This is a genomic window from uncultured Holdemanella sp. (assembly GCF_934772795.1).
In the GTDB taxonomy this organism is placed as follows: domain Bacteria; phylum Bacillota_I; class Bacilli_A; order Erysipelotrichales; family Erysipelotrichaceae; genus Holdemanella.
This window is the reverse complement of record NZ_CAKVMR010000030.1, coordinates 1-26,502: the sequence shown is the minus strand read 5'-3', so window position 1 is coordinate 26,502 and position 26,502 is coordinate 1. Positions and strand designations below refer to the sequence as shown.

The following is a 26,502-nucleotide window of genomic DNA, read 5'->3' as shown; positions in this document are numbered from 1 at the left end:
CATAAGTGTTTTTAATCAATCCAATTATGAGTCGTAATCCACGTATTGACAATAGGAGGTCACTTCATATTATCTAGTGTGTTGTAAGATATAATATCGCTTTCTTGTACTTCTCTAGCCTTTCATAATCTTGTTTTGTAGGTTCTTTGATTCTTGTGATATCTAGATTGTGCAAAAGATCTGCAACCTTTACCTTTTTAGCTAGTTTAGATTTCGATACTCTTTGAATATATTCAAAATAAGATTCATCTTTTCTATGCGTTAATGTAATTAGTGTATCCACAATTTCATTTGGGAATATAGTTTTTAATTCATCCACAGTCACATCGGTATCTTCTAATACATCATGTAAGTAAGCTATTGTTTTTTCAATATCCGTATCCATATAAGAAGCCACAGTCATTGGATGAAGGATATAATCTTTACCTGCTCTATCGACTTGTCCAGCATGGGCTTTTTGTGCGATTTGAAGTGCTAATTCTTGATACATTTATTTTAAACCTCGAATACTTTCTAAAAAACGAATACTTGGATAATTCTTGTGAGAGTGATATTCCATCCATTTGGCTAGATATATTAAATCGTCCATATTGAAATTGAAATTAACTTTTACATACTCTAAATTTTCTTCTTTGCACTTAAATAGAGCACGATATTTCTTTAATTGTTCTACACTCCATCTAGGATATTGATTGGGGTTACACTTTTCACATAAAAATCCACCATCTTTTAAAGATAAAGTTTCAACACGTGTATTTTGACAATGGACGCAGCCATCTACGTAAGGTTGAATTCCTTCTTGTTCGATGCAGTATTTTAAAACAATGCAAGCCCAGAAATAAAAATCGTCTAAATCTTTATCAGCTGAGTTCCAACAATCCAATAATACATTGAATAGATTTTCTTCTTTTTTTGTTTTAGAAATCAAGTCGTGCAATACAAAACAACAACTCGATTTAAATAGATCTTCTTGAATGTGATAGTAATAATGAATGGTTTGTCCTTGTAGTAATAAAGGCATTTTTGTCTTATCTTCGATCATGAATTCATTATAAGAAAAGGGCTGTACAAGCCGCAAATTCTTAGAATTGGGTTTGAACAGTCCTCTTGCGTATAAAGTTAAAATGGAATCTGTAGTCAATACTTTGACTAATCCATCCTTATCTTTGTATTCACTAACACTTAATACGAGTGCCTGAATCTTAGTCTTCATCGATTTGTTCTAATTCGTCTAAACCGAATTCTTTGATCTTGTTTTCGTGATTACGCCAATTCTTTTCTACACGGACAAATAGCTCCAAATCCACACTGCATCCAAGCATATCTTTTAATTCTTTTTGTGCATCTAGACGAATTGAACGAATCATGCTGGCTTGTTTACCAATCAAGATTCCCTTCTGTGATTCACGATCGACAACTACCATCATTTGAAGATACATGCGGTTTCCACGTTTTTCTTTACGTTCTAAAATAACCGCTACACTATGAGGAATTTCCTCATGCGTTTTAAATAAGATCTTTTCACGAACGATTTCACACATTCTAAAGTTGATATCATGATCCGACTTCATTTCTTCAGGAAACATCGGCTCGCCTTCTTGCAAATAGCCTTTGAACACCTTCAACAACTCTTCAAGATTGTCTTTATCCAAAGCACTGATAGGAACAATATCATTAAAGTCATATTGTTTCTGCCAATACATCAAGCGTTTTAATAATTGTTCCTTTGGAAGCTTATCAATCTTATTCATGATCAACACAACCGGTTTATGGAGTGTTTCAATACGTTTTAAAATGAATGAATCTCCCGTACCAAAAGATTGACTTCCATCAACGATCCATCCGATCACATCGCAATCTTCCATTGCCGAATAGGCATTCTTATTTAATACACGTCCAAGTTGTTGTTGAGGCTTATGAATACCTGGTGTATCCACAAACACATATTGACAATCTTCATTTGTCAAAATACCCGAAATGTTGTTTCTTGTCGTATTCGGTTTGTCCGACATGATCGCAATCTTTTCCTTCAACAAGGCATTCAACAAAGTTGATTTACCTGCATTGGGTCTTCCTACGATCGCAATAAATCCTGATTTATAATTACTCATTTTACCTCCGTTTTAAAATAGTTTGGGCAAAAATACATAAAGCCCGATACATGCGGCAAGCACACTTATAATAAAGACAGCTCCCGCTGCCATATCCTTAATATGTTTGGCTTGGTCGGTATGTTCTAGTGAAATATAGTCCACACATCTTTCAATACACGAATTGATGATTTCACTAAACCATACTAAACTAATAGCACCAATAAGCAGCATCCATTCATTGAGTGAACAATGAAAAAGAAAGCCAAACAATATGACAATCAATCCAAAAATACCTTGAAGGCGTATACTACGGTCTTTAGTAAAGGCGTAATACAGTCCTTGAAAGGCATATTTGAATCTACCTTTGAACCAATTCATCTAAGATCTCATCCTGTAAGGCAAACATCACCTTTTCATCTTCTTCTTTCATGTGATCATATCCCATTAAGTGAAGTAATCCATGACAGAACAAGAAGCAAGCTTCACGACGAATCGAATGACCATAGGCTTTTGCCTGATCACGAATGGCTTGTACATTGATAAAGATATCGCCAAGTTCATATTGGTCTTCTTCAATCAACATATCACTCATATCATCTTGAATCGCAAAGCTAATGACATCTGTAGGACGGTCAACATTACGATAGTCACGATTGATTTCGTGAATCTGTTCAGGTGTTACATAAATTACCGATAAGCTCCAGTCTCCCTTTCTGTCTAACACCTTGCAGGCACGTTCTAATATCCTTTCAAAATCTTTTTTGTATCGATAGACACTTCTATCTTTTGCGTTATTTGTAAAAATTATTTCCATGCCTTGATTATACACTAAACAAAAAGAGAGTTCAAAACGAACTCTTACTTTGTAGTTTCTCTAAACATTTTTGAGAATGAAATTTCAATATCTTTGTTCTGTTTAACAGACTCATCCTCTACTAACATCTTCGTTAATAAACGCATCGCAACAGCTCCTAAATCATATTCAGGAATGTTGTAAGTAGAAATAGTCGGACGCATCATTGTCAAATATTTTGAATTCAAGATACATATAAGTTCTGTATCATCTGGAATTGAATATCCACATTCTTTACATGCGTTCATTAAAGCGATGGCCTGAGAATCACGGAATGTGATAACCATACGACTTGGCTTGTGGTTCTTGTAGTAGTCTGATAAGAATGTGTAACTTGATTTGTAGCTATCATCATAAGTAACATACTTATCAAATACCAATCCTTTTTCTGCATAAGCACGATCCACACCGGCTTTTAATTGTTCCATCATAGAAAGATTCAATTTATCTTCTACCATAGAAATATCATCAATGCCCTTTTCAAAGCATTCATTCACAAATTCATAAGCCATACGTTCGAAGTTGATATATACATTTCCAACGTTGCCAATCTTTTGACCTTTTAATTTACTTCCAACTACAACCATTGGAATTTGGTATTCATGTAAAACTTCCATTTCATCTTCTGAGAAGTTGTCGTTAAACAAAATAACACCATCGACACGTGATTTAATGATGGATTCAATCACATCCTGCATTTTTGAGATGCCCTTACTTGTAGTATGGAACATGATGTTGTAGTTATAGATTTTTGCGACATCCATCAAACCATTCAAGATTTTGGCGTTGTACGCAAATAATTTTTCACTCATTACGATTGAAATTGTAGTTGTCTTAGATAAGGCCAAACCTTGCGCAATCGCATTTGGTTTATAGCCCAATTTTTCAATCGCTTGTTGAACACGCATACGTGTATCTTCACGTACTACATTACTATCATTAATAACACGTGATACAGTTGCCAATGAGACATCCGCTTCTTTGGCAACATCATAAATGGTAATTCGTTTCATCCTTATTCGTCCCCCTTGTTAAAAATCTTCTTTAATCCACTAAACAATGCTTCGGTAGCTTTACCCGTTACTTCTTCTGCTTTATCAACGGCACGAATAACAGAATCATTCGTACGAATTTCATCGACTTTTTCATCCGCTTTATCAATTACCTTACGCAAAGAATCATTTTTTCTTAATGTTTCTTTTCCATATTTAAAGCCATCTACAACCAATCCAGCTGTACCCTGTAAGAATTCTTTTCCAGCTGCCATTGTCTGTTTGAATTGTTCACTTTCACTTACTTCAACCACTTTATCTTTTGTCGAAGAAAGAATATCTTTCGCATCTTCTTTTGCCTGCGATAATGCTTCCTTTACTTTTTCAGGATCTGAAGCGTCCTTTAATAAGTCACGAACATCATCAAATAATTTTTCAATTTTGCTCTTGGCATCCTCAATAATTTTTTCGTTATCTGTATTTTCGGATTCATGCATCACTTCAAGCTCTAGCATCGATTCTTTTTCTAGATCATCAATTAATTGTTTTTCATCCATGTCATTCATCCTCCTTTGTTTCTATGCTTTCTTTTCCAGTTTTTTTACTTTGAAACCAGTCTTTGGCATTTTGTACATTTTCACTTAATGCACCAACTACATTCACAAATGCTTCTTTTGCGGTTTGATTTACCTCATCCACCGTATTCGAAATATTTTCTGCCGTTTTTAATGGCGCATCTAATTTCTTCAATTGATCATTGGCTGTATCCAATGTTTTTGAGACTTGTTTTAAGGTTTCAATCAATTGCTTCAAAAAGATAATCAAATAAATTAATGCGATGACACCAACGATGGGTAACACATATGAAAATGCACGAGCTAATGTACTCATAAAGATATCTAAACTCACAATACCACCTCAGAAAGATTATAACATGAACTTTCTAACTTATCTATTTATTTTGAAACTTTTTTCACAAGTGTGTAAACGCTACAAAATGAAGGAAGTGATAAGAAACCTCTACCACTTCCTTAAATATATTCAATTGGTAACGCGATCATATCTTCCGTCAAATATGTCTTTCGATCATATTGACACAAAATGATTCCTGGTTGTACTTCTTTGTTTGGGATATCTTTTAAGGCAGAAAAATGTTTTCCCATTGACTTTGTAGGATTACCCGTCATTTTAATTTCAATCGGATATAGTTTTCCATCTTCATCAATCACTACATCAATTTCTCTTTGGTCACGATCTCGATAGAAATAGATATTTAAAATAGTTTTACCTGCATTTAAATGACTTTTCAAGATTTCAGAAACAATGAAATTTTCATAAATATTTCCAGCTTGAGCACCCGTCATAGCCGTATCTGCACTTGTCCACCTTGCTAAGTAGCATACCAATCCCGTATCATAAAAATAAACTTTCGGTGTTTTGACAACACGCTTTAAAATATTATTCGAATATGGCTCCAACAAATAGATAATTCCTGAAGTTTGTAAGATGGAAAGCCATCTTTTTATTGTATCTGCACTTGTTTCTACTTCATTGGCAACCGCATTAATATTTAATAATTCACCACAGCGTACCGCAAGGGATGTTAGAAACTTAATGAATTTTAACTCATTAGAAACATTAATAATTTGTCGAACATCTCTTTCGATATATGTTTTCACATAAGAAGAATAGTATCTTTGCCAATCCATCTTTTTATCTTGAAGTTGTGGCATACTTCCTCTATGTATCCAATACCACAAATCACCATAGCTTTTAATTTGCGATTGTCTTTCATTAAAATAGGTTTCATTTGGGATAAAAGGTTTATTAAATTCAACATGATGTATTTCACGAAATGATAATCCTTTTAATTCCACAATTGCCATACGCCCAGCTAAAGTTTCACTAACCCCTTTCATCAATTCAAAAGCCTGTGATCCTGTAAGTGCAAAGCTTCCCTTTTGTTTATTTGTGTCCACATACATTTTTAAATACCGAAATATACTAGGTGCATATTGTACTTCATCAATGAACACGGGTGGTTGATAGTTTTTTAAAAACAAGTTTGTCTCTTCTAAAGCATCAATCAACACAAATATATCTTCTAATGTCACATATTTATATTCTGAACACACATTTTTTAAAAGTGTTGTTTTTCCAACTAGTCTAGGTCCTGTAACCAATACAATGGGAAACTGTTCTAAACATTCTCTTATCACTTCTTCTACATGTCTTTTAATATACATGACTTCTCTCCTTTTTGACGAATATACTAATATATCAAATTATCTTTGATTCCCATGGAATAATCAACACTGATAAAGCCTCTAGAAGTTAAGTATCGTATGAATTCTCTGATTTGAACTTCATTCTCAAAAGTATTAAATCTTTTTTTCCAATCAATAATATATTCGTACAATTGATCTTCCGTTACATTCTTATTAGTGAGAATCAGTTGATCATAAGAATACAAGATTGTTGTGATCATTTCGGCTTGTGATACATCTTTGATCCTTTGAAACAACCTATATGTCTTATTCACATTTTGTTTATCCTTTTCTGAATATGTATTTATATCTATCTTAAAATCACCTGAAACATGAATTAAACCATCTTTTTCATGAATCATATTGTCATTAGATAAAATAGTATACATCTTCTTGAGTTTGAAAGAACTATTTAAACCTAAATCCGTACCATATCTTTCTAATATACAACAAATCTTTTCAAAGATTACACAATCAACACGGACACTATACTCTGATTCATTCAAACGATTGATTATCTCAAGTACCAATAGCCAGTTCTTCGTCTTGTTAGCGCATTTCTTTTTTCCAAACATAAATGGATATCCCCTCTATATGACAAAAGAGTATCCATAGATACTCTTATAAGATTTTTTCTAATTTATCTCTTAATAGATAGATGTCTTTACTAGACATAAAGACGAAGGCTGCAGGAGCTAATGTTTTTAACTTCTCTGCGGATGCATCATCTACATCTAATAAGATTGCGTTTGGACAACGATCCATTAAATCTTGAATTGTGACTGTAATTGTTTCATCTTCTCTAACGGCATTTTTAGGGAAATCAAGTAAACATACTTGATCTGCCGTATTTAAACTCTTCGCAAAGTCATCCAAGAAATATTGTAGACGTGAATAACGATCTGGTTTATATAACGCTACAACTTTCTTTTCTGGATATTTTTTACGAACCGCATCAATCATTAAACGAATTGCGGTTGGATGGTGTGCATAGTCATCTACCAATACACTATCCTTCACTTCATCAATCACAAATCGACGGGCAATACCTTTGTAGTCTTGTAAACCTTGGACAATTAAATCAGCTGGCATACCTAACATATGGGCTAGCGCAAAACAGCCAAGTGCATCCTGCATGAAGGCATCTCCCACTTCATTTAATTCAATGTGAGCTAAAATTTCACCCTTGTGCTTACAATCAAAATGCATACCAAATGGACCTTGTTCAATATTGACTGCTTGATAGTCATTACCTTCTTTTAAACCATATGTAGTCACTGGTACATTGTAATGTAAATTTTTTAGGTGTTCATCATCCCCAAAGATCACAATGCCTTTTTTTACTTGATTCGTAAAACTTTGGAATGCCGATACATAATCATCCATATCTTTGTAGTAATCAATGTGATCCAATTCAATATTGGTGATGATCGCATAGTCTGGATGATATGCCAAGAAATGTCTTTGGAATTCACAAGATTCAAGCACAAAATGGTTGGCATGTTCTGGCATATAGCCATGGCCATCTCCAATTAAATATGCACATTCATCTTGTAATGAAAGAACTTGGCCTAAAATACCTGTTGTTGTGGACTTACCATGTGTTCCCGCAACACAGATGGAACTGTATGACTCTAATAAAATACCTAAGTATTCATTATAATAATATGTTTTTACAGTTGGATTCTCCATAGCCGCTTTCACTTCTGGATGCGACTCATTAAAGGATAAACCAATGATCACTGTATCATTGTCCTTAATGTTTTCCGGACTGAATGAATAGATTGGGATATTACGTGCTCTTAATCCATCTTCTGTAAAGATATATTTATCGATATCACTACCTGTTACTTCTTTGTGTTCATCATGTAAAATACATGCCAAGGCAGCCATACCTGTTCCTTTAATACCAATAAAATGATAAGCCATTTTATTCACCTTCTTTGTCAAATAACGATTCTTGTTTGTTTGTTTCCTTTTTTGGCTTCTCTAACATTTCAGAAAGATTCATATTTTCCTTTGATTCTTCAACCTTATATTCAGGAATCGAATCCGCTGGCTGCATACTTGGTAAGTATGTTCCATACATTGGAGATAAGATCTTTGAGAAATCTTCGTCTTCTGGTTTGTTTAACTTAATCGCATCGTGTACTTTGTCAAATTCTTTTTTAGAATCTTCCACATTTCCAAAGATTGGAGAAATGACAGGTTGATAATCTAAATCTTCCGCAACACGACGTACTTTTACGGATTTATGACGATCATATTTGTATGCCTTTTGTTTCGGCTTTGTTTCTTCTTGCGCAATGGAATCTACGTCTAAACCTTGGAAAATTGTAGTTTTCTTTTGTTTAGGCTGAATGATCGCCTTTTCAAAAATAGGAGAATTCATAAAGTTTTCAGGATCCGACTCAATAGAGCTTGCTGCTTCCTTTAAAATTTGCTCTGTCTTTACAACTTCTTCTTCTTGAACTTGAGGCTGAGGTTTAACTTCAACAGGTTCAGGTGTTACTTCTTCTTGTTTCGCAGGTTCTTCTACGACTTCTTCTTCATCGTCTTCTTCAACATCTTCATTGAAGATCGCATGCATTAAATCCTTTAACATATTTCCTTCTCACTTTCTATTGTCTGCTTCAGAAATGCTTCTATTTCTTCTTTTGTCTTTCTTAAAGTAGAAACAAATCTTGATATTTCTTTTCCATCCTTGAAACATATAAAGCTAGGAATACCCATCACTTCATATTCAACCGCAATATCCATACATTGATCACGGTTTAAGGAATAGAATTGTAAATCACTAAATTCTTCTTCAATTTCAGGAAGAAAAGGTTTGATGTACATGCAGTCTGGACACCAAAATGCTGTAAACATCATCACTTGAATACCTGAATTTGTTAATGCGTTTAAAAATTCGTCTTTATTATGAAGTTCAGTCATGTGCATATCTCCAAACACAACGATAGATTGGCTGGCCTAAAGAAATGAATTTTTGTTCATATTCTGTAATAGCATCTTCATCATGTTTTTCACGACGATAATCGACACTGACTTCAACCATTTTAAAGCCGGCATTTTGAAATTCAATCAAGCTATATTCAAATAAAGCACTGTTATCCGTCTTCATTTGGATTTCACCATTTCTTGATAAAATACGCTTATATTGATCTAAGAATGTAGCACTCGATAAACGTCTTTTCGCATAACGCTTTTTAGGCCATGGATCTGAGAAGTTTAAATGAATCACATCCACTTCACGAGGACCAAACCATTCTCCAATGGAACTTGCATCATCTTGGATCAGTTTCAAGCGTTTCTTTTCTGTATCCTCATCGTATTTTTTAGCTGCAATCCCTGCCGCACTTTCATTCTTTTCAATCGCAATAAAGCCAGTATCTGGATACATCTTCGCCATATCTAAAGAATAGTTACCTTTACCACATCCAATTTCGATATGTAAAGTATCTGTATCTAATAGCTTTTTCCAGTTTCCCGCTTGTTTGGATGGTTCTTTTACTAAACAATTGGCTGTAGGCAAATAATCCGTTGCCCACTTTACTTTACGCATTCTCATATTAGCTGCACAATGTCACGATCGCATCGGCATAAATACAGATAGCCTGTAATAAGTTATCTAATTTAATACCTTCATCACGTTGGTGACATCCTCCCACAAACGCATCCGTTTCAATCACTTCATTTGGAAGTTCAGGTCCGTAAGATACAAAGTTTTCAAATTTACGAGCATACGTTCCTCCACCAATTGTGATTGGACAAGAGAATGTATCGCCTGTGTATTTTTGGTAGACACTCATTAAATCTTTCACTAAACGAGAATCTGGATCTACGAATAGTGGTTTTGAATCGCCACGATTTTCAGCTTTGATGTTTGAAGTCAAGCCTGCACATGCTTCATCAAATTTAGCCATGATCACATCGGCATTTGTATCATTTGGATAACGAATATCAATTAAGATATCAGTTTCGTTGTTTTCCATATTCACAATACCTGTATTCATTGTCAAGAAAGACATATATAAGCCATCTTTTTCAATGCCAACTGGTTTTCCCATCCAGTCTTTTAATAAGAAATATAAATCTTTTGAAAGTTGATCATTATAGGCTTCACCAATGAAGTTTAATAATAAGACCGCGGCATTCACACCATTATATGGCATAGCTGCATGCGCAAATGCACCATCAATATGTAATGTTACGCCTTCTTCTCCTCTTTTAATATTTCCTTTTACGCCTTGTGTTGCACAATAGAATTTAAATAAGTCTTCCTGTTGATAACTCATGACATCCACTGTAACATCGGCTTTACCAATCACAATATTTGGACGGCTTCCCGCATGAAGTTTTTTGATGACGGTCGCATCTTTACTTACTAAACCAACATGTAAGCCACCTTTTTCACCATAAATAACTGGGAAGTTGGCATCAGGTACAAATCCCATTTGAGGAACTTCGGCATGATCAACATAGTAGTTCATACATTCCATACCAGATTCTTCATCGCATCCTGTAATCAACATGACTCTTTTTTTCAAAGGAATGTTTAATTCACGAATCATCTTTAATGCATAATATCCAGCTAATGCAGGACCTTTATCATCCATAACACCACGTCCGAAGATGTAGCCATTTTCTAATGTTACTTTTAATGGATCTTTAGTCCATCCCTCTCCTAGTGGCACAATGTCCAAGTGTCCTAAAACACCAAATGTTTCTTCTCCTTGACCATATTCTACAACGCCTGCATATCCATCTACGTCTTTTGTTTCAAAACCATCACGTTTTGCCATATCTAACATGGCATCCAAAACGTCACGGCAGTTTTTTCCAAATGGCGCATTTTCAGCTTTCGTTGATTCATCACGAACGCTTTCATACGATACAAGTGTGTTTAAGTCTTTTAAAAAATCGTCTTTATATTTAAGTACTTCTGTATTAAAATCCATAATTTTCACCTCTACCCAACTATTTTACCACATAGTCAAGAAAAAAGAACTCGTTTTTAACGAGTTCCTAACTTTTACGCTTCTGTTTTTTCTTCTTCTGTTTTAGGTTTTGGAAGTAAAGCTTTTGCGCTTACATTGATACGACCCTTATTGTCGATTTCTGTAACCTTAACATCGATGATATCACCAAGTTTTAACACGTCTTCTACTTTATCTACACGGTGGTGAGAAATTTTAGAAATGTGTAATAAACCATCTGTATTACCAAACAAGTTCACGAATGCACCGAATTTTTCTAAACGAACAACCTTAGCTGCATATACATCACCAACTTTGGCAACACGTACGATGTCGCTGATCATTTGTTTCGCCTTTTCGATTGTATCGTAATCATTGTGGTATATCACTACTTTTCCATCATCATCAATATCAATTTTTACATTATCACATTGTGCAATGATTTCGTTGATCATTTTTCCACCAGGTCCGATCACATCTTTGATCTTATCTGGATCGATGTTCATCATCGCAATCTTAGGTGCATATGGACTCAATTGTTTTCTAGGTTCTGAAATACATGCAAGCATGTTATCTAAGATTTCTAGACGAGCTTTATGAGCTTGTGCCAATGCTTCTTCAAAGATATTTTTAGTAATACCAGTTACTTTGATATCCATCTGTAATGCTGTGATACCATTTTTAGTTCCGGCAACTTTAAAGTCCATATCTCCAAAGTGATCTTCCATACCTTGGATATCTGTTAATACAGTATATTTACCTGAATTATCATCCATGATTAGTCCCATCGCAATACCAGCAACTGGAGCCTTGATTGGAACACCAGCAGCCATTAGAGACATAGTTCCAGCACAAATACTTGCCTGAGAACTTGAACCGTTACTTTCCATAACATCCGCAACCGTACGAATTGTATATGGGAATTCATCTACACTTGGTAATACTTGAGCTAAAGCTCTTTCTCCTAAGGCACCATGACCAATTTCACGACGTCCTGGATTTCCCATACGTCCTGTTTCACCAACGCAATATGGTGGGAAGTTATAGTGGTGCATGAAACGTTTTGAATCCACAACTGTTAAGTCATCAATGATCTGGTTGTCATTTAATGCACCCAATGTTGTTGTAGATAATACCTGTGTTTCACCACGCGTAAACAATGCAGAACCATGAACACGAGGAAGTAAATCAACTTGTGAGTTCAATGGACGGATTTCGTCGATTTGACGACCATCTGGACGTACTTTGTCTTCAATGATCAAACGACGTACTTCGTCAGCTTCAATACCACGACAGATTTCACGAGCTTGTTTCACCGCATTGTTCTGATCTTTTTCAGATGCATATTCTTTATTTGCGATCATTTCAGCAGCTTCATCTGTTAAATCATCAATTTTTCCGTAACGCTCTAATTTTTCTTTGATCGATACAGCTGCACGGATTTGTGCTTCAAAGTTTGCACGAACTTCACTATCGATTGTTTCATCTACGGCATACAATTCGATTTCACGTTTTTCTTTACCGCAAGCTGCAACGATTTCTTCTTGGAATGCACATAATTTTTTGATTTGTTCATGTCCAAACATCAATGCCGCCAACATATCTTCTTCGCTAACTTCTTTAGCGCCAGCTTCGACCATGTTTAAAGCTTGTGCAGTACCTGCAACAGTTAAATCGATGTCGCTTTCTTCCATTTGAGCAACTGTAGGGTTAGCCACCAATTCTCCATTGATACGTCCAACTTTAACACCAGCGATTGGTCCATTAAATGGAATGTCTGAAATACATAATGCCAATGAAGCACCAAACATAGCTGCCATTTCAGGGCTAGCATCTTGATCTACACTTAATACAGTGTTGACAACCTGTACTTCATTACGGAATCCTTCCGCAAATAAAGGACGGATTGGACGGTCGATCATACGAGCTGTTAATGTCGCATGTTCGCTTGGTCTTCCTTCACGACGTAAAAATCCTCCTGGAATCTTTCCAACAGAATATAACTTTTCTTCAAAACTTACTGTTAAAGGGAAAAAGTCAATCCCTTCTTTTGCCTGGTTTGATGCACATGCAGTTGATAAAGTCACTGTATCTCCATAACGGATAATAACGGCTCCATCAGCCTGTTTTGCGATTTCACCAGTTTCGACTGTGATCCCCCGACCACAAAAATCTAAATGAAACTCTTGTTTCGCCATTTTTTCACCTCAATCATACTTTTATATAATATCATAGAAATTTAAAATAAAACATATCAAACTCATTATTTTTCGTAAAAGAAAAGCCTGTAAATTACAGTTTACAAGCTTAATTAATATGACTATGTACAAACTCAACAATTTCTAAATTCTTCTTGATGATTTCCTTATCTTTTCGCATATCATCAATACTCATCCAATAATAATGTTTTCCATTTAATGTAAAATTATCATTTCGCATAATTTGAGGAAAATTAGAAATAGACACTTCATACAATCGATGATTATATGTCCTCATTTCTTTATGACTTACTGAATACTTTTCATCCACTTGATTTCCCTTGATTTCACAATGAATCGAACTTCTATTAATAGATAAACTTGATGACAAATTTTCAATTAAATTATTTTCGTTATTCTCTTCAACCGTTTTGAAATTCAAAAATAATTTACATTCCCATTTTTCATCATAATATGTCAAATATCTTTTTGACTCAACCCTAAAAGTATCTTTAATCGCAACCAAAGAATGATTATGTTGAATTGTATTTAATTTTTCAATATCACTTGTTAAATCTTTATGGTCATACTTATGAATTTTTGAATTAATACATTCACACAAGACCTTAATAAAATACGCAATTGAAATAATTAAAAACACTGTTTTAATAACAATCTTTGGGATAGATAAGATATCTCCATAAGTTGCAGTCGCAACAGAGATAATGAAGGATATCGCACTTATTAGTGCATCCCATTGGATTTTAGTCCCAATTAAATCTCTCTTTTCTTCCATCAATAGTTTTAATTCTTTATCGTCAATATATAGCTTCATAACTACCTCTTTACGAAATTATACTTGAGTAGCAAAAAAATCACAATAAAAAAAGTAATCTTTTCGATTACTTTCTTAAACCTAATTTAGCGATCAATGCTTTGTAACGGTCTAAATCTTTACCCTTCAAGTAAGCTAACAATTTTTTACGACGACCAACTTTTTTCATCAATCCACGTTGTGAGTGGTAGTCGTGTTTGTGTTCTTTGAAGTGTTCAGTTAAACGGTTGATTTCTTCAGTCAATACAGCGATTTGAACTTCAGGAGAACCTGTGTCACCTTCGTGTACTGCATACTCTTGCATAATTGCTTGTTTTTCAGATTTTAATAACATTTTTCTTCCTCCATGTATATTAGTCCTTTTCTACCGAGCGAAAGGTTGGAAGTTTCCAGACTCTCAGTACAAAAGCTATTAAATGATATCATTCTATCATCATAAAATCAACTAGAATCGTATTTAATATTTCAAGTCCCGCATCATTTAAATAGATACGATCCGAGTCATATAAAAAATACTCACGATACTTATCTAATACAGTGGCATAGTGATTTTTAAAATCATTTTGATATTTCAAATTCCATTCTTTTATATTCAATCCAAACTTTGTTCTAAATGCCATCATAATCGCATCCATGCCTCGTTCAGCTAGTGTTTCATTGATATATGTAGAACAAGGACCAAAAGAACAATATTCTTTCAACTTTGTCGTATTATCATAACGAATGCCATCGATTCTTCCACTTGCACCACAGCCAAAGCCATAGAAGTCTTTGTCTTGCCAATAGGATAGATTGTGTTTGGAATAATAGCCTGGCTTACAAAAGCTAGAAATCTCGTAATGAATATAGCCAGCTGCCTCTAATGTTTTCGTAATATATTCAAACATATCCGCTTCAAGATCACTATCGATGGGTTCTACACCTGTTTTTCCAAATATTGAATTTTCTTCAATCTGTAATGAGTAGATGGATAAGTGTGGAATATCCAAATTTAAAAATGTATCTATATCCTTTTTTACATCCTCCATCGTTTGATTCGGTAATCCAAAAATCAAATCAATAGAAAAATTATGAATGCCACTAGACTGAATCAGTTGAATGACAGTCTTAGCTTGGTCTGATGTATGTTTTCTATTACATATTTTTAATAAGTCATCCTTAAAGCTTTGTACGCCTAGACTAATACGATTAACACCTAAAGAAACATAAGATGCTAGTTTTTCTTCATCTAACGATTCCGGATTGCATTCGACAGTAAATTCATCAATGGAATCTGGAAAACAATTACGAATCGAAGTAAAGTCATCCATATCTAATAAACTGGGGGTTCCTCCACCAAAATAAAGAGTATGAAGATTCTCTATCTTATACTCTTTAATTTCTTGTATTAAAGTATCTTTCCAGCTTGAAAAGAATTGTTCGTTTTTTTGAATACGGACAAAATCACAATACGCACATATCGAATCGCAGAAAGGAATATGTACATAGGCTGATGGTACCATTAGTCGTCATCCATACTTAAAACGGCCATGAAGGCTTCCTGAGGAATCTCAACCGATCCCACCATCTTCATACGTTTCTTTCCTTCTTTTTGTTTCTCTAACAATTTCTTCTTACGTGAAATATCTCCACCATAACATTTTGCCAAAACGTTTTTACGCAATGCCTTAATGTTGGTACGCGCAATGATCTTACCACCAATAGCGGCCTGCACAGGAATTTCAAATTGTTGTTTTGGGATCAAGTCTTTTAATTTTACGGCCATCGCATTACCGCGGTTGTACGCAAAATCTCTAAAGACAATCGTAGATAGAGCATCGACAATCTGTCCATTTAATAAGATATCCATCTTGACTAGACTACTTGTACGGTATCCACTAAATTCATAGTCAAAACTTGCATATCCTTTTGTACAAGATTTCATCTTATCAAAGAAGTCATAAATAATTTCACTCAATGGCATTTGATAAACCATCATCATACGAACATCATCTAAAACTTGAAGGTCTACATATTCTCCACGTTTTTTCTGACAAAGATCCATCATTGGACCTACATATTCTTTTGGCACCATGATGTCACATTTCACATATGGTTCTTCAATATGATCTACTTTTTGTGGTTCTGGTAAAGCCGATGGGTTATCAATTTCTTCCATAGTGCCATCTGTTTTATAAACACGATAAATTACGGATGGACTTGTTGCGATCAAGCTTAGATTGTATTCACGCTCTAAACGCTCTTCCACTACGTCCATATGTAATAAGCCTAAGAAACCACAGCGGAAACCAAAACCTAAGGCTTGTGAAGTTTCGGGTTCAAAGTGTAGGGCTGCATCATTTAATTTTAATTTGGATAAAGCTTCTTTTAAATCGTCATAACGCGCATTATCCACTGGATATAAACCACAATAGACCATAGGATGCATTTCACGATACCCAGATAAAGGTTCTGATGCTGGATTGGATGCGACTGTGATTGTATCACCGACACGAACATCTTCAATGTTTTTAATGGCTGCACTGACCCATCCTACATCTCCACAGTTCAATTGATCTTCTACCACTTCTTTTGGCGTACGAACACCGACTTCTGTAACTTCATATTCAGCACCTGTAGCCATAAAGCGAATCTTATCTTTTGGCTTGATCGTTCCATTTTTTACAGAAACAAAGGCAATAATTCCACGATATGAATCATAGAAAGAGTCAAAAACTAAAGCTTGTGTAGGAGCATCTTTATCGCCTTTTGGACTTGGTAGTTTATGCACGATTTCTTCTAGGACTTTATCTACATTCAATCCAGATTTAGCACTGATTTCAACCGCTTCACTACAATCTAATCCAATTAAGTCTTCAATTTCTTTTTTTACAACTTCAGGCTGTGCACTAGGAAGATCCACCTTATTTAATACAGGCAAGATTTCCAAATCATTTTCTAATGCCAAATATACGTTGGCTAAAGTCTGTGCCTGAACGCCCTGGGCTGCATCCACGACAAGAATGGCTCCATCACATGCTGCAAGAGATCTAGACACTTCATATGTAAAGTCGACATGGCCTGGTGTATCAATAAGATGGAACAAGTAGTCTTGTCCATCTTTGGCATGATATACAAGCTGTACGGCATTTAATTTAATGGTGATACCACGCTCTCTTTCTAGATCCATTGAATCTAGAATTTGATCTTTCATTTCACGCTTTTCAACCGTATCTGTAAGTTCTAAGATACGATCGGCTAACGTACTTTTTCCGTGGTCAATATGTGCAATGATGCAAAAATTTCGAATATTCTTTTGATCCATAGATTTCCCCCTATTCTACAATATTTCCGACTAAGTTACGACCTTGTCCATTAAAGAAGCTTGCACAATCCATGACTGGCTTTCCTTCCATTTGACAAGTTTCAATCACAAGTGTACCTGTATGAAGTCCAATACCTAGCTTATTCTTACCAATCTTGACTAAAGAGGCAAAAGAGTTCTCTTCATTTAAATAACTTGCCTTTAAAATCTTAAATTTCTTTCCTTTTAATAATACATAAGCACCTGGTGCATCTGAAAAAGCACGAATTTGATTCAAGATGTGTTCATCATCCTGATTTAAATCAATATGCTCTTCTTCTTTGGATAAAACAGGAGAGAATACAACTTGACTCTCATCTTGTTCGACATAAACTGCCTTACCTGAACAAATCTCTTCAAAATGAGAAAGCAATAATTCTCCAGCACAAATGGCCATCTTATCAAATAAAGATGTGGAATTGTCTTCAGGCAATATTTCAATTTCTTTTTGTGCTAAAACAGGTCCAGCATCCATTTTAGGTGCCATTTTCATTAAGGACATACCACTCACTTTATCACCATTCCAAATAGCTCTCTGGATTGGGGCTCCCCCTCTATATTTAGGAAGCAAAGAACCATGAAGGTTCACACAACCATACCGAGGTAAGTCCAATACTTCCTTAGGTACGATTTGTCCATACGCACAAGTCACAATTAAATCAGGGTTAAAATCAAGAATGGTTTGATAGTCTGACTTAATTTTTACTGGCTGAAACACAGGTATATCATGTTCTAAAGCCACTTCTTTGACTTCAGAATAAACAAGCTGTTGTTTTCTACCCTTTTTCTTATCTGGCTGCGTTACCACTAAGCCTACATGTATATCATTTTCTAACATCGTTTTTAATACGACACTCGCAATTTTGGGTGTTCCCATAAAAATAATGCGTCTATTTTCCATAATATCACTCCAATACTAGAGTATTATAGCGTATTTTTTTGAAGTTGTGTTGCAATAAATCAGAAATTTTGCTATAATCCATTTGCAATTTATGTCAGGAGGTGCACTTCATGCCACAGATTAAATCTCAAAAGAAACGTGTTAAAACAAATAACAAGGCTCACAAATTAGTCGTATCTAAAAAATCAGCATTGAAATCAAGTATTAAAGCTGTATTAGCAGCTGTTGATGCTAAAGATAAAGAAGCTGCTGTAGCAGCTTACAACGACTGCAGTTCAAAATTGGACAAAGCCGTAGCTAAAGGTATTCACCACAAAAACTACGCTAGCCGTCAAAAAGCACGTTTAGCTAAAGCTATTAACGAAATCGCGTAATGAAGGATTAAGAAGTCATATGACTTCTTTTTTTATTATTGGAGGAAAACATGAAGAATCACGAACCAAACCAAACTACAATCGAAGCTATTGAAGAAGGAAGAAGAATAATGTCTGATCCAAACACACCGAAATACTCTAGCATCGATGAGCTAAAAGCGGCATTAGATATATGAAATATGGTATAGAATTTATGACTCGTAGGTACACATTCCGACTTATTTTAATAATAAACGCTAAATGCCCATTTGTATTTAAAAAGGATTTAAAGCAAAATTCCTAATACAGTTAAATTGGTCCACCTTTACTGGAGGGCCTTTTTGATTATCAGATGACAAAAGGTGGAGTCTTGCTAATTGAAGATTCCACCTTTTCATAAGTATTCCTAAAAAATCAAATCTGGTAAGTTTTTCTGTCGGTTGTCGACAATGATTAGACATGAGCATTTACCGTCTCTCATCCGACCACAACTTTTATAGATGCTTACCACATCTAAAGGTATTTCTACCTTCAAAAGGATTATCCAGTTTCTAGTTGAAATTCAATCAAATAGTTTTTCGTTCTATATTAAAGTACATAATAGGCTACCAAATTCATGCAAACAATTAATGGACATAAATAGTGTCAATTATTCTTCAAACATATAGATGTACTTGGAGGCCTACCATGAATAATTATTTCGTTTCTATAAGAAAAGACATCCAAAACTCCGTTGTTTTAAGACGGAGAGGGATGCCAGTTTGAATATATACATAAGCTGTATACTTATGTCAATTCCAAAACATTATATCAACCAGATTATCATTTATTTATATTCAGATAATCATGAGGTGTGATACTTAAAATTTTCGATTTTTCAAAGTCTTTTGTATTCCTTGTTAAAATATATTTAGCTTTTTGTCTTTCCGCAATTGCAGAAACAACAGCATCTTCAAAATCTGAAATGTCACTGGAAAGAGCTTTTTCAATATCTGCTCCCCTTGTATCTGATATCTTTATTAAATCTAAAAGATTTCTTATACATTCTTTTGCCTGTTCATTGCCAATGTATTTTCTTGCAATATAGAATATGTCTGTGATTGCCGAAACTGATACAATAATAGTATGATTATCAATACACTTATTTAGTGCATTATAAGAATCTTAATATACAAAAAAGCGGCTCTCTTTTACATAGAATATCTATAATCACATTTGTATCAACTAATATCTTCATCGCTTAGAAATCCTTTCATTTTTTATATTTTCAGTCTCTTCGTCAGTTAATGAAGGCAATATACCAACTAAATTATTTAATGATCTTTTCTTTGCCTGCTTTGGAGAAATAATACGTGCAATCTCTATTCCTTTATTTGTAATAATAATTTCTTCTTTGTTTGCCATAGCTAAATAATCACTAAGATGACTTCTTAATTCTGTGGTATTGACTTTCATAGCGTTCCCCTCCGCACATTATTTATAATATTAACGTACATAGAAAGCAACAGTAATGTACATTCTTTCAATTTGCTTTTGTCAGTTTGCAATGATAATTAATATTGTTATAACAGCTATTAATAATGAAACCAAAAAAGAATGAACAAGGTTAATCCTTGTTCATCATTAAGTTTAGACAGAAATATTCAAAACCATCATCCTTATCAATCTTCCCCATTTTCATTTGTTGATCAAAATCAGCAAGTAAAGATAGATTGTAAAGTAAGGCTTCACTTGAAAAGCGCATGGCCTTCTGCATATTCAGTTTGACTCTGTATGGATTGGCCTTTAATTCTTGGGCAATCGTAGCCTGTGCCTTTCCTTCATCCATTAATACGCGGACTTGAAATAGAAAACGAATTTGACTAGCTAGTAGTGCAACTATCGCAACTGGCTGCATATTGAGCTTTCTAAAGTTACGGTAGTAGGCTAATAGTAGAATTCCATTTTGGCTAAAGAAGGCATCTACCATTTTAAAGATGTCATTCATAGGTTCTACAACCAATAGGTTTTGTACATCTTCCAGCGTTGGATTTTTTGAATAGATGGAAATCTTTTCAATTTCATTTTGGATGCACATTGGATCTAATCCCATTCTTCCTGTCATCCAGTCTAATGTTTTAAAATCTACCTTTACACCATATTCCTTTAGTTTATCTTGTACATAGAACTTTTGTGACTTTTCATCTAAAGCTAGACAAGAATACAATGTAGCACAATTACTGATTTCTTTGACCTTTTTCTTTCTTGTATCCAGTTTATCGCTAGGACATACTAAGACTAGAATCATGTCTGTGTCTTTTCTTACTAGAAAGGGATCGACTTCATAATTCGTTGTATTTTTACTTGATAAGAAGGTGCAATTGTTGACAATGATCATCTTGTCATCATCAAAGATGGAATAGGCATCTAAATCTTGTAGAACATTCGATATTTCATCTGTTTGGGCATCATATACATTTACGTTTTCTTGAATGTGATGTCTTTTTTTAATGGCCTCTAGCTTCATAGAAACCATGCTTTTGTCTTTTCCGTATAAAATATAAATCATGCCCATATTATACCAAACATTCCATCGTTTGTGACAAGAAATGAAAGGTGATGCAAAGAATAAATCGCAATACTCCCACAATCACTCGTGCATAATGTATTGATATGCAGGTTTTCTAATGTTTTGAGTGTTTCAACACTTGGATGACCATACCTATTTTTATATCCACAACTTATAAGTGCAATCTTACAATCTAAAGAATCAAGAAAGTCTGGGTCTGAACTTGTATTCGAACCATGATGGCCTACTTTTATGACATCCGCCTTTAAATCATATTCAGACATCAATTGTCTTTCAATTTGTTTACTGGCATCTCCCATAAAAAGATAGGTTAAATGATCATAGGTAAAATAGCTGATAATACTTGAATCATTGGTATCTTTAGCTTCTCTTTCACTTAATAATAAATAAAATGGATAGTCTGCATTGACGATTTGATTTGAATCTTCTATGACTTGTTTGATTTCTATTTTATCTTTTAGAGTGTCATAACCTCCATTATGATCAAAGTCATCATGTGTAAGAATTAGAGTATCAATCGTATGAATGTTCTTGTTTTCAAGAAATGGCATAATGATTCGTTCGACATTATCCCGATATAGGTTTTGACCACAATCAATCATCACTACACTTTTATGGAAAGGTTCTACAATCACACTGCAGTCGGCTTGCCCTAGATTTAATGTATAAACTTGAAAGAATGGATTACAATATATTTCTAGTAATGGAACAAATAGTATCAATAGATATTTCCATTTAAAGTGTTTTAAACATTGTATGTAGAAGACTATAAATAGAATCAAAAATAGGATTCTAGGCGCATAATGAATTGTAAGTTCTGGGAGTTTTAGGTTTATTAGATCCTGCACTATAAATCCAAATATAAAGATTAAACCATATAGTTTTCTAAGGATGTTAAAGAATAATAATGAAATAAGATTCACTTTCTTAAAATAAATAAACATCAATCCAATGAGTACAAGCTTTTGTACGATCCATTTGTGTTCGGTACAAAAATAAGATACGAGTTGTAATAAGAGTGGACATACAAATGATATGGATAGTACTTGATTGGGATAAAGTATTCCAAACAAAAGAATAGTGAATGCGATTTGATTGGGTTTGGATGTAAAGAATAGCGTACTCAATTGATATAGAATAAATCTTGAAAGTGAGAGTGTATACACAAAGAAATGGCCGAATAAAATACTAAACACTAAAAGTATTCTTCTTATTTTAGTCTCATCATATTTTCGCTTTAATAGATGTAAAACAATGTAGTATGCACTCATATAGCCATATCCAAGCATCGTATAAATTTCATCAATCGTTTCATCGTGTATGCCATAATATAAAGATAAGACAATGGAAGAATTGGGTTTTGACTTTAAATAGTTGTAGAGTCTAGACTTGAGTGATGTTGATTTATGGATAATTTCTATAGAGTTTGTCTTAAACCTTATGTTCTTATTCTCATTGTACTTGGTAAAACTAAATAAAGTAAAATTATCATCTGTATGAATGGGTTCTATATGTTTGACTTTGACTTCATCTTGAAAGCTTAGATCTAAATCTGTTTGAATAAAAATTTTAGAACCTTTATTTTTACCAATACAATACCCTTTCTTGATTTCAACAACTTTATAAGTTTCATATGTTTTAAATTCTTTTGGATATACAAGAATACAACTGAATAGGCTCAATAAAATAAATAGAGCTAGGATTCTTTTATCTTTAAACCGATAGTATAGATAGACAAGAAAGAAGAGTGTGAAGCAGAATATACAAAGCATATCTTTTAAGATTAGACAAGCTAAAAAGCCTAATGTGAGGATCAACATCATAGGCATATCTTATCCTTGATTTTATTAAACATGGCTTCTCCAATGCCTTTGACATCTTGGATTTGTTCTAAAGATTGAAATGTGTTATTTGTTCGATACTCAATGATCCTTTGGGCAATAGCCGGACCAATGCCTGGAAGGGTTTGTAGTTCTTCGAGTGTGGCACTATTAATCGATATGAGTTTTACTTCTTGTTTTTCTGGAATCACCACGACATCTTTATCTTGTAGGATATAGTTAAAGCTAATTCTAGATGTATCACTGTTTTCTAATAGGCCGCCACTTATTTTAATCAAACTTGAAATGGAGCTATTTCGCTTTAAAGTATAGACGCCTGGATTTTGAATGGCACCCTTGATTTCTACTTGCATCAATGTGGGCTTAGCTTCTTGAAGTGTTATTGGTGTATATCGGTTAAAGCAGGTAAAGGTAAAGAAAATAAAGAGACAAAAAAAGAGAAGAGTTCGTTTCATAAATATCACCCTTCTCTTATACGTAATTTTTTGATGTTTTTCTATTTAATTTCAAGAATTTTTACATCATATGGTTCTTCAACACGTCTTACAGTACATACATCTCCAACTTTGTGGTCCATGATAACTTCTGCAAGTGGTGTTGTGTTTGAAAGCTTACCATTGAATGGATCCGCTTCAATTGTACCAACGATATTGAATGTTACTTCTTCATTGTCAGATAAATCTAAGATTCTAACAGTTGATCCTAGTTTTACAACACTCTTTTTCTTTTTATCTTCCGCATTATCGGCTTCACTAATGATTTCTGCATTTTTGATCATTGCCTCTAATTCACGAATACGACCTTCGACTTGGGCCTGGTGTTCTCTGGCTGCATCGTAGTCGGCGTTTTCGGACAAGTCACCTTGTGCACGAGCTTCCTGCAACTCAACGATAACTTCCTGACGAACTTTATGAACTAGGTTTTCATGTTCATTGACTAAATCATTATAACCTTCTTGGGTAACGTAAAATTTTTCATTTGCCATGTGGTATCACTCCTTGTATTTAGCACAAAAAATTATAACATAATCCTTAAATTATGCAAAACATTGTTACAGATTTAAGCCTAATTCTTCACATTTCTGTAAATGTTCTTCGTATGTTTTTGTATAATATACTTTGCCATCTCCATAAATATCAGCCGCAAAGAATAGATAATCTGTTTTTTCTGGATTTAATACGGCTTTAATGGCTTCATCCCCCGGATTCAAGATGGGTCCAATAGGTAAGCCTTCATGTAAGTACGTATTGTATGGTGAATCAATTTCCGGATTGGTTTCACAATCTTTTGGATCATTGAAATCATCATATAATGCATAACATACCGTTACACTTGATTGTAGTTTCATACCTTGATCTAAACGGTTGTAGAAAACACCGGCAATTGTTTTCATATCACTTGGTTTGCTTGCTTCAAATTGAACAACACTAGCCAAACTGATGATTTGATGGATCGATAAGTCACTTTGATCAAATGCCTTTTTATTTTCTTTATACATCACATCAAACCGATCGAGTAGAACGCGTGTAATATCATCCAAAGAATCTTCTTTTTCCAAGAAATATGTGTCCGGGAATAAATAACCTTCCAATTTCACTTTATAATTGTCGTTATTTAAATCATTCACATTGATGAAGGAATAATCCTTTGTGAGTTTTTTAATATATGAAATATCATTCCATTGATTTAAAATGTCTTCCGTAGAATACTTACCATCATAAAGTGATGATATTTCGGCCGCAATTTCTTTGGCCCATTTGCCTTCCGGTATTTTTAAAACAAGAGCATCCTTCTTTAATTTCGTACTATCTTGAAGTGTGGATAGAATGTTTTTTACACTCATCCCATTATCCAATTCAAAAGTACCCGCCACAAAGTTTGTGTTGTGACTTGCCTTGGCATACAACTTGGCAACACTCGCATTTGAGATTAGATCCTCTTTTTTCAAATTCTCTAACACAGAATCAAATGATTCATTGTTTTTAATGGTAAATACTACTTCCTTATCCCCGTTGCCCGTACTTGATAATCCATTCTTTACGACAAAAACCGAACCAAGACCGGCGATAATTAAAATGAATACAACGACTAATAGGACAACTCTTACAGAATTGACTTTTCGCCTAGTCGGCATTTTCCTCGTCCTCAACAAACGTGTTGATTACTTCTTCGACCATTTCCCATTCGGCTTCCGATTCGATAGGAATCAACTGACCTTTGTCGTCATAGCGAGATGCGAATACTTCGCCCTCGTCATTATCTGGATCTTGGAAAACCACATATTGACATCCCGTTTCATCACTGTCGAAAGTGAATAGGATGGTCATCTTTTTTTCGTTTCCGTCTTCGTCATATACATATAAACTATTTGAATCTAACATAAATATACTTTTCCTTTCAAAAATAAAGGAGGACTTAGAATCCCCCGTTTTGTCTGTCTAAAAAACTCTGTAAAATTTGAACGGCAGCCATCTGATCAATTACTTTTTTACGTTTCTTTCTAGAAACATCCCCCTGTAGTAAGATTTTTTCGGCCGCAACCGTTGTTAGTCGCTCATCCCATAGATGAACTGTAATACCCGAAGATTCTAATTTCTTGGCAAATTCACAAGATATTTCACCACGAATTCCGATATCTCCATTCATGTGCTTTGGCAAGCCTAAAACTACTTCTTTAACTTTATTTTCTTTTAATAGCTTTAAAACTTCTTCTAAACAAGCATCATAATCATCCGATTCAAAACGCACTGTCGTTAAAGCACGACACGTAATATGAAGGGCATCACAAATCGATACACCACAAGTTTTTGAACCAAGATCTAAACCAATTATACGATCCATTATTTCTCTAAATACGCACGTACAAGTTCTTCAATGATTTCATAACGTTCAATCTTTTGAATCAAGTTACGAGCATTCTTGTGAGAAGAAATATACGCTGGGTCGTTACTAATCAAATAACCAGCAATCTGATTTTCTGAATTATAACCACGTTCTTCCAAAGCATCACTTACTTCACGAAGAATCATCTTGATATTCTCACGACGAATCTCTTCCGTAGTAAATGTCATTGTTTCGGTAATGTCTTTCATAATTTCACACTCCTTAACACGTTTTTATTATATATGAATCTCAATCAAAAAGAAAGCGATTTATCTAAAAGTGAGATATTCGAGCCCTAATAAACACTTGATTTTAATCATATTGAACTAACACACTCTTACGAGTGTGGGCTTTTTTTATAAAGCCTAGTTCTCTCCTGATTTATATTTTATCAT

Annotated in this window: 33 protein-coding genes; 2 read left to right on the top strand and 31 right to left on the bottom strand. The window is 34.3% G+C overall.

What is annotated here, in order from left to right:
- Window positions 1-73: 73 nt before the first annotated feature.
- The 21 genes from Q0F04_RS06860 to fmt form a co-directional block, all read right to left on the bottom strand.
- Entirely contained in the window at window positions 74-490 is a 417-nt protein-coding gene (locus Q0F04_RS06860; RefSeq protein WP_295751653.1) for an HD domain-containing protein, read from the bottom strand.
- Complete coding sequence (gene recO, locus Q0F04_RS06855; RefSeq protein WP_295751650.1) at window positions 491-1,213, bottom strand: DNA repair protein RecO; 723 nt, start codon at window positions 1,211-1,213, stop codon at window positions 491-493.
- Window positions 1,203-2,111, bottom strand: a complete 909-nt coding sequence (gene era, locus Q0F04_RS06850; RefSeq protein WP_295751647.1) for a GTPase Era — start codon at window positions 2,109-2,111, stop codon at window positions 1,203-1,205. Before era ends, recO begins: the two co-directional genes overlap by 11 nt.
- A 12-nt stretch (window positions 2,112-2,123) precedes the next feature.
- The gene (locus tag Q0F04_RS06845) at window positions 2,124-2,471 is read right to left on the bottom strand and encodes a diacylglycerol kinase family protein (RefSeq protein WP_117572309.1); all 348 of its coding nucleotides are present in this window, start codon (window positions 2,469-2,471) and stop codon (window positions 2,124-2,126) included.
- Window positions 2,452-2,907, bottom strand: a complete 456-nt coding sequence (gene ybeY, locus Q0F04_RS06840; protein ID WP_295751644.1) for an rRNA maturation RNase YbeY — start codon at window positions 2,905-2,907, stop codon at window positions 2,452-2,454. Before ybeY ends, Q0F04_RS06845 begins: the two co-directional genes overlap by 20 nt.
- A gap of 44 nt (window positions 2,908-2,951) precedes the next feature.
- On the bottom strand, window positions 2,952-3,959 hold the full coding sequence (locus Q0F04_RS06835; protein WP_117572307.1) for a LacI family DNA-binding transcriptional regulator: 1,008 nt from the start codon (window positions 3,957-3,959) through the stop codon (window positions 2,952-2,954).
- Window positions 3,960-3,961: 2 nt separating this feature from the next.
- The gene (locus tag Q0F04_RS06830) at window positions 3,962-4,495 is read right to left on the bottom strand and encodes a hypothetical protein (RefSeq protein WP_117572305.1); all 534 of its coding nucleotides are present in this window, start codon (window positions 4,493-4,495) and stop codon (window positions 3,962-3,964) included.
- A 1-nt stretch (window position 4,496) separates the two neighbouring features.
- The gene (locus Q0F04_RS06825; RefSeq protein ID WP_295564608.1) at window positions 4,497-4,847 is read right to left on the bottom strand and encodes a hypothetical protein; all 351 of its coding nucleotides are present in this window, start codon (window positions 4,845-4,847) and stop codon (window positions 4,497-4,499) included.
- Between the two features lie 122 nt (window positions 4,848-4,969).
- A complete protein-coding gene (locus Q0F04_RS06820; protein WP_295751641.1) occupies window positions 4,970-6,184 on the bottom strand; it encodes an ATP-binding protein in 1,215 nt (404 codons plus the stop codon).
- A gap of 26 nt (window positions 6,185-6,210) precedes the next feature.
- Window positions 6,211-6,780 carry a hypothetical protein gene (locus tag Q0F04_RS06815; RefSeq protein ID WP_295751638.1) on the bottom strand — a complete coding sequence of 190 codons (570 nt, stop codon included), beginning with the start codon at window positions 6,778-6,780 and terminating at the stop codon, window positions 6,211-6,213.
- A 46-nt stretch (window positions 6,781-6,826) separates the two neighbouring features.
- Window positions 6,827-8,134 (bottom strand): Mur ligase family protein, encoded by a 1,308-nt coding sequence (locus Q0F04_RS06810; RefSeq protein WP_295751635.1) that lies wholly within the window; start codon window positions 8,132-8,134, stop codon window positions 6,827-6,829.
- A 1-nt stretch (window position 8,135) separates the two neighbouring features.
- Entirely contained in the window at window positions 8,136-8,810 is a 675-nt protein-coding gene (locus Q0F04_RS06805; RefSeq protein WP_295751633.1) for a hypothetical protein, read from the bottom strand.
- Window positions 8,804-9,142, bottom strand: a complete 339-nt coding sequence (locus Q0F04_RS06800; protein WP_295751630.1) for a thioredoxin family protein — start codon at window positions 9,140-9,142, stop codon at window positions 8,804-8,806. The genes Q0F04_RS06805 and Q0F04_RS06800 overlap by 7 nt, the downstream gene beginning before the upstream one ends.
- Window positions 9,135-9,776 (bottom strand): tRNA (guanosine(46)-N7)-methyltransferase TrmB, encoded by a 642-nt coding sequence (gene trmB / locus Q0F04_RS06795; RefSeq protein ID WP_295751627.1) that lies wholly within the window; start codon window positions 9,774-9,776, stop codon window positions 9,135-9,137. Before trmB ends, Q0F04_RS06800 begins: the two co-directional genes overlap by 8 nt.
- A 1-nt stretch (window position 9,777) precedes the next feature.
- The gene (gene pepV, locus Q0F04_RS06790; RefSeq protein ID WP_295751624.1) at window positions 9,778-11,166 is read right to left on the bottom strand and encodes a dipeptidase PepV; all 1,389 of its coding nucleotides are present in this window, start codon (window positions 11,164-11,166) and stop codon (window positions 9,778-9,780) included.
- 74 nt (window positions 11,167-11,240) lie between these two features.
- Window positions 11,241-13,382: a polyribonucleotide nucleotidyltransferase gene (pnp, locus tag Q0F04_RS06785; protein WP_117572291.1), complete on the bottom strand. Its 2,142-nt coding sequence runs from the start codon at window positions 13,380-13,382 to the stop codon at window positions 11,241-11,243.
- 109 nt (window positions 13,383-13,491) lie between these two features.
- Entirely contained in the window at window positions 13,492-14,217 is a 726-nt protein-coding gene (locus Q0F04_RS06780; protein WP_295751619.1) for a hypothetical protein, read from the bottom strand.
- Window positions 14,218-14,284: 67 nt separating this feature from the next.
- Window positions 14,285-14,551 (bottom strand): 30S ribosomal protein S15, encoded by a 267-nt coding sequence (gene rpsO, locus Q0F04_RS06775; protein ID WP_117923787.1) that lies wholly within the window; start codon window positions 14,549-14,551, stop codon window positions 14,285-14,287.
- Between the two features lie 88 nt (window positions 14,552-14,639).
- Window positions 14,640-15,719 carry a radical SAM family heme chaperone HemW gene (gene hemW, locus Q0F04_RS06770; RefSeq protein ID WP_295751614.1) on the bottom strand — a complete coding sequence of 360 codons (1,080 nt, stop codon included), beginning with the start codon at window positions 15,717-15,719 and terminating at the stop codon, window positions 14,640-14,642.
- Window positions 15,719-17,521, bottom strand: coding sequence for a translation elongation factor 4 (gene lepA, locus Q0F04_RS06765; protein WP_295751611.1), 1,803 nt, complete (start codon window positions 17,519-17,521; stop codon window positions 15,719-15,721). Before lepA ends, hemW begins: the two co-directional genes overlap by 1 nt.
- Window positions 17,522-17,531: 10 nt before the next feature.
- Window positions 17,532-18,461, bottom strand: a complete 930-nt coding sequence (gene fmt / locus Q0F04_RS06760) for a methionyl-tRNA formyltransferase (RefSeq protein ID WP_295751608.1) — start codon at window positions 18,459-18,461, stop codon at window positions 17,532-17,534.
- Window positions 18,462-18,571: 110 nt separating this feature from the next.
- Here fmt and rpsT point away from each other — a divergent pair, with 110 nt between their 5' ends.
- Both rpsT and Q0F04_RS06750 read left to right on the top strand, forming a co-directional pair.
- Window positions 18,572-18,835 (top strand): 30S ribosomal protein S20, encoded by a 264-nt coding sequence (rpsT, locus tag Q0F04_RS06755; protein ID WP_003864936.1) that lies wholly within the window; start codon window positions 18,572-18,574, stop codon window positions 18,833-18,835.
- 50 nt (window positions 18,836-18,885) lie between these two features.
- Window positions 18,886-19,011 carry a toxin-antitoxin system protein gene (locus Q0F04_RS06750; protein WP_117572285.1) on the top strand — a complete coding sequence of 42 codons (126 nt, stop codon included), beginning with the start codon at window positions 18,886-18,888 and terminating at the stop codon, window positions 19,009-19,011.
- A gap of 625 nt (window positions 19,012-19,636) precedes the next feature.
- Here the strand turns inward: Q0F04_RS06750 and Q0F04_RS11910 are convergent.
- The 10 genes from Q0F04_RS11910 to Q0F04_RS06705 all read right to left on the bottom strand — a co-directional run bounded on the left by Q0F04_RS11910 (window position 19,637) and on the right by Q0F04_RS06705 (window position 26,316).
- The gene (locus Q0F04_RS11910) at window positions 19,637-19,951 is read right to left on the bottom strand and encodes a PIN domain-containing protein (RefSeq protein ID WP_366510376.1); all 315 of its coding nucleotides are present in this window, start codon (window positions 19,949-19,951) and stop codon (window positions 19,637-19,639) included.
- A gap of 96 nt (window positions 19,952-20,047) precedes the next feature.
- Entirely contained in the window at window positions 20,048-20,269 is a 222-nt protein-coding gene (locus tag Q0F04_RS06745) for a type II toxin-antitoxin system prevent-host-death family antitoxin (RefSeq protein ID WP_295751604.1), read from the bottom strand.
- A gap of 151 nt (window positions 20,270-20,420) precedes the next feature.
- Window positions 20,421-21,362: a DNA polymerase III subunit delta gene (gene holA, locus Q0F04_RS06740; RefSeq protein WP_295751600.1), complete on the bottom strand. Its 942-nt coding sequence runs from the start codon at window positions 21,360-21,362 to the stop codon at window positions 20,421-20,423.
- Complete coding sequence (locus Q0F04_RS06735; protein ID WP_295751597.1) at window positions 21,359-23,206, bottom strand: MBL fold metallo-hydrolase; 1,848 nt, start codon at window positions 23,204-23,206, stop codon at window positions 21,359-21,361. Before Q0F04_RS06735 ends, holA begins: the two co-directional genes overlap by 4 nt.
- On the bottom strand, window positions 23,203-23,577 hold the full coding sequence (locus Q0F04_RS06730; RefSeq protein ID WP_295751656.1) for a helix-hairpin-helix domain-containing protein: 375 nt from the start codon (window positions 23,575-23,577) through the stop codon (window positions 23,203-23,205). The genes Q0F04_RS06735 and Q0F04_RS06730 overlap by 4 nt, the downstream gene beginning before the upstream one ends.
- Before the next feature lie 143 nt (window positions 23,578-23,720).
- Window positions 23,721-24,209, bottom strand: a complete 489-nt coding sequence (gene greA / locus Q0F04_RS06725; RefSeq protein WP_295751594.1) for a transcription elongation factor GreA — start codon at window positions 24,207-24,209, stop codon at window positions 23,721-23,723.
- A gap of 66 nt (window positions 24,210-24,275) precedes the next feature.
- Window positions 24,276-25,358, bottom strand: coding sequence for an endolytic transglycosylase MltG (mltG, locus tag Q0F04_RS06720; RefSeq protein WP_295751591.1), 1,083 nt, complete (start codon window positions 25,356-25,358; stop codon window positions 24,276-24,278).
- The gene (locus Q0F04_RS06715; protein WP_117573017.1) at window positions 25,348-25,605 is read right to left on the bottom strand and encodes a DUF1292 domain-containing protein; all 258 of its coding nucleotides are present in this window, start codon (window positions 25,603-25,605) and stop codon (window positions 25,348-25,350) included. The genes mltG and Q0F04_RS06715 overlap by 11 nt, the downstream gene beginning before the upstream one ends.
- Before the next feature lie 34 nt (window positions 25,606-25,639).
- Complete coding sequence (gene ruvX / locus Q0F04_RS06710) at window positions 25,640-26,065, bottom strand: Holliday junction resolvase RuvX (protein WP_117926599.1); 426 nt, start codon at window positions 26,063-26,065, stop codon at window positions 25,640-25,642.
- The gene (locus Q0F04_RS06705) at window positions 26,065-26,316 is read right to left on the bottom strand and encodes an IreB family regulatory phosphoprotein (protein WP_117573013.1); all 252 of its coding nucleotides are present in this window, start codon (window positions 26,314-26,316) and stop codon (window positions 26,065-26,067) included. Before Q0F04_RS06705 ends, ruvX begins: the two co-directional genes overlap by 1 nt.
- Window positions 26,317-26,502: the final 186 nt, after the last annotated feature.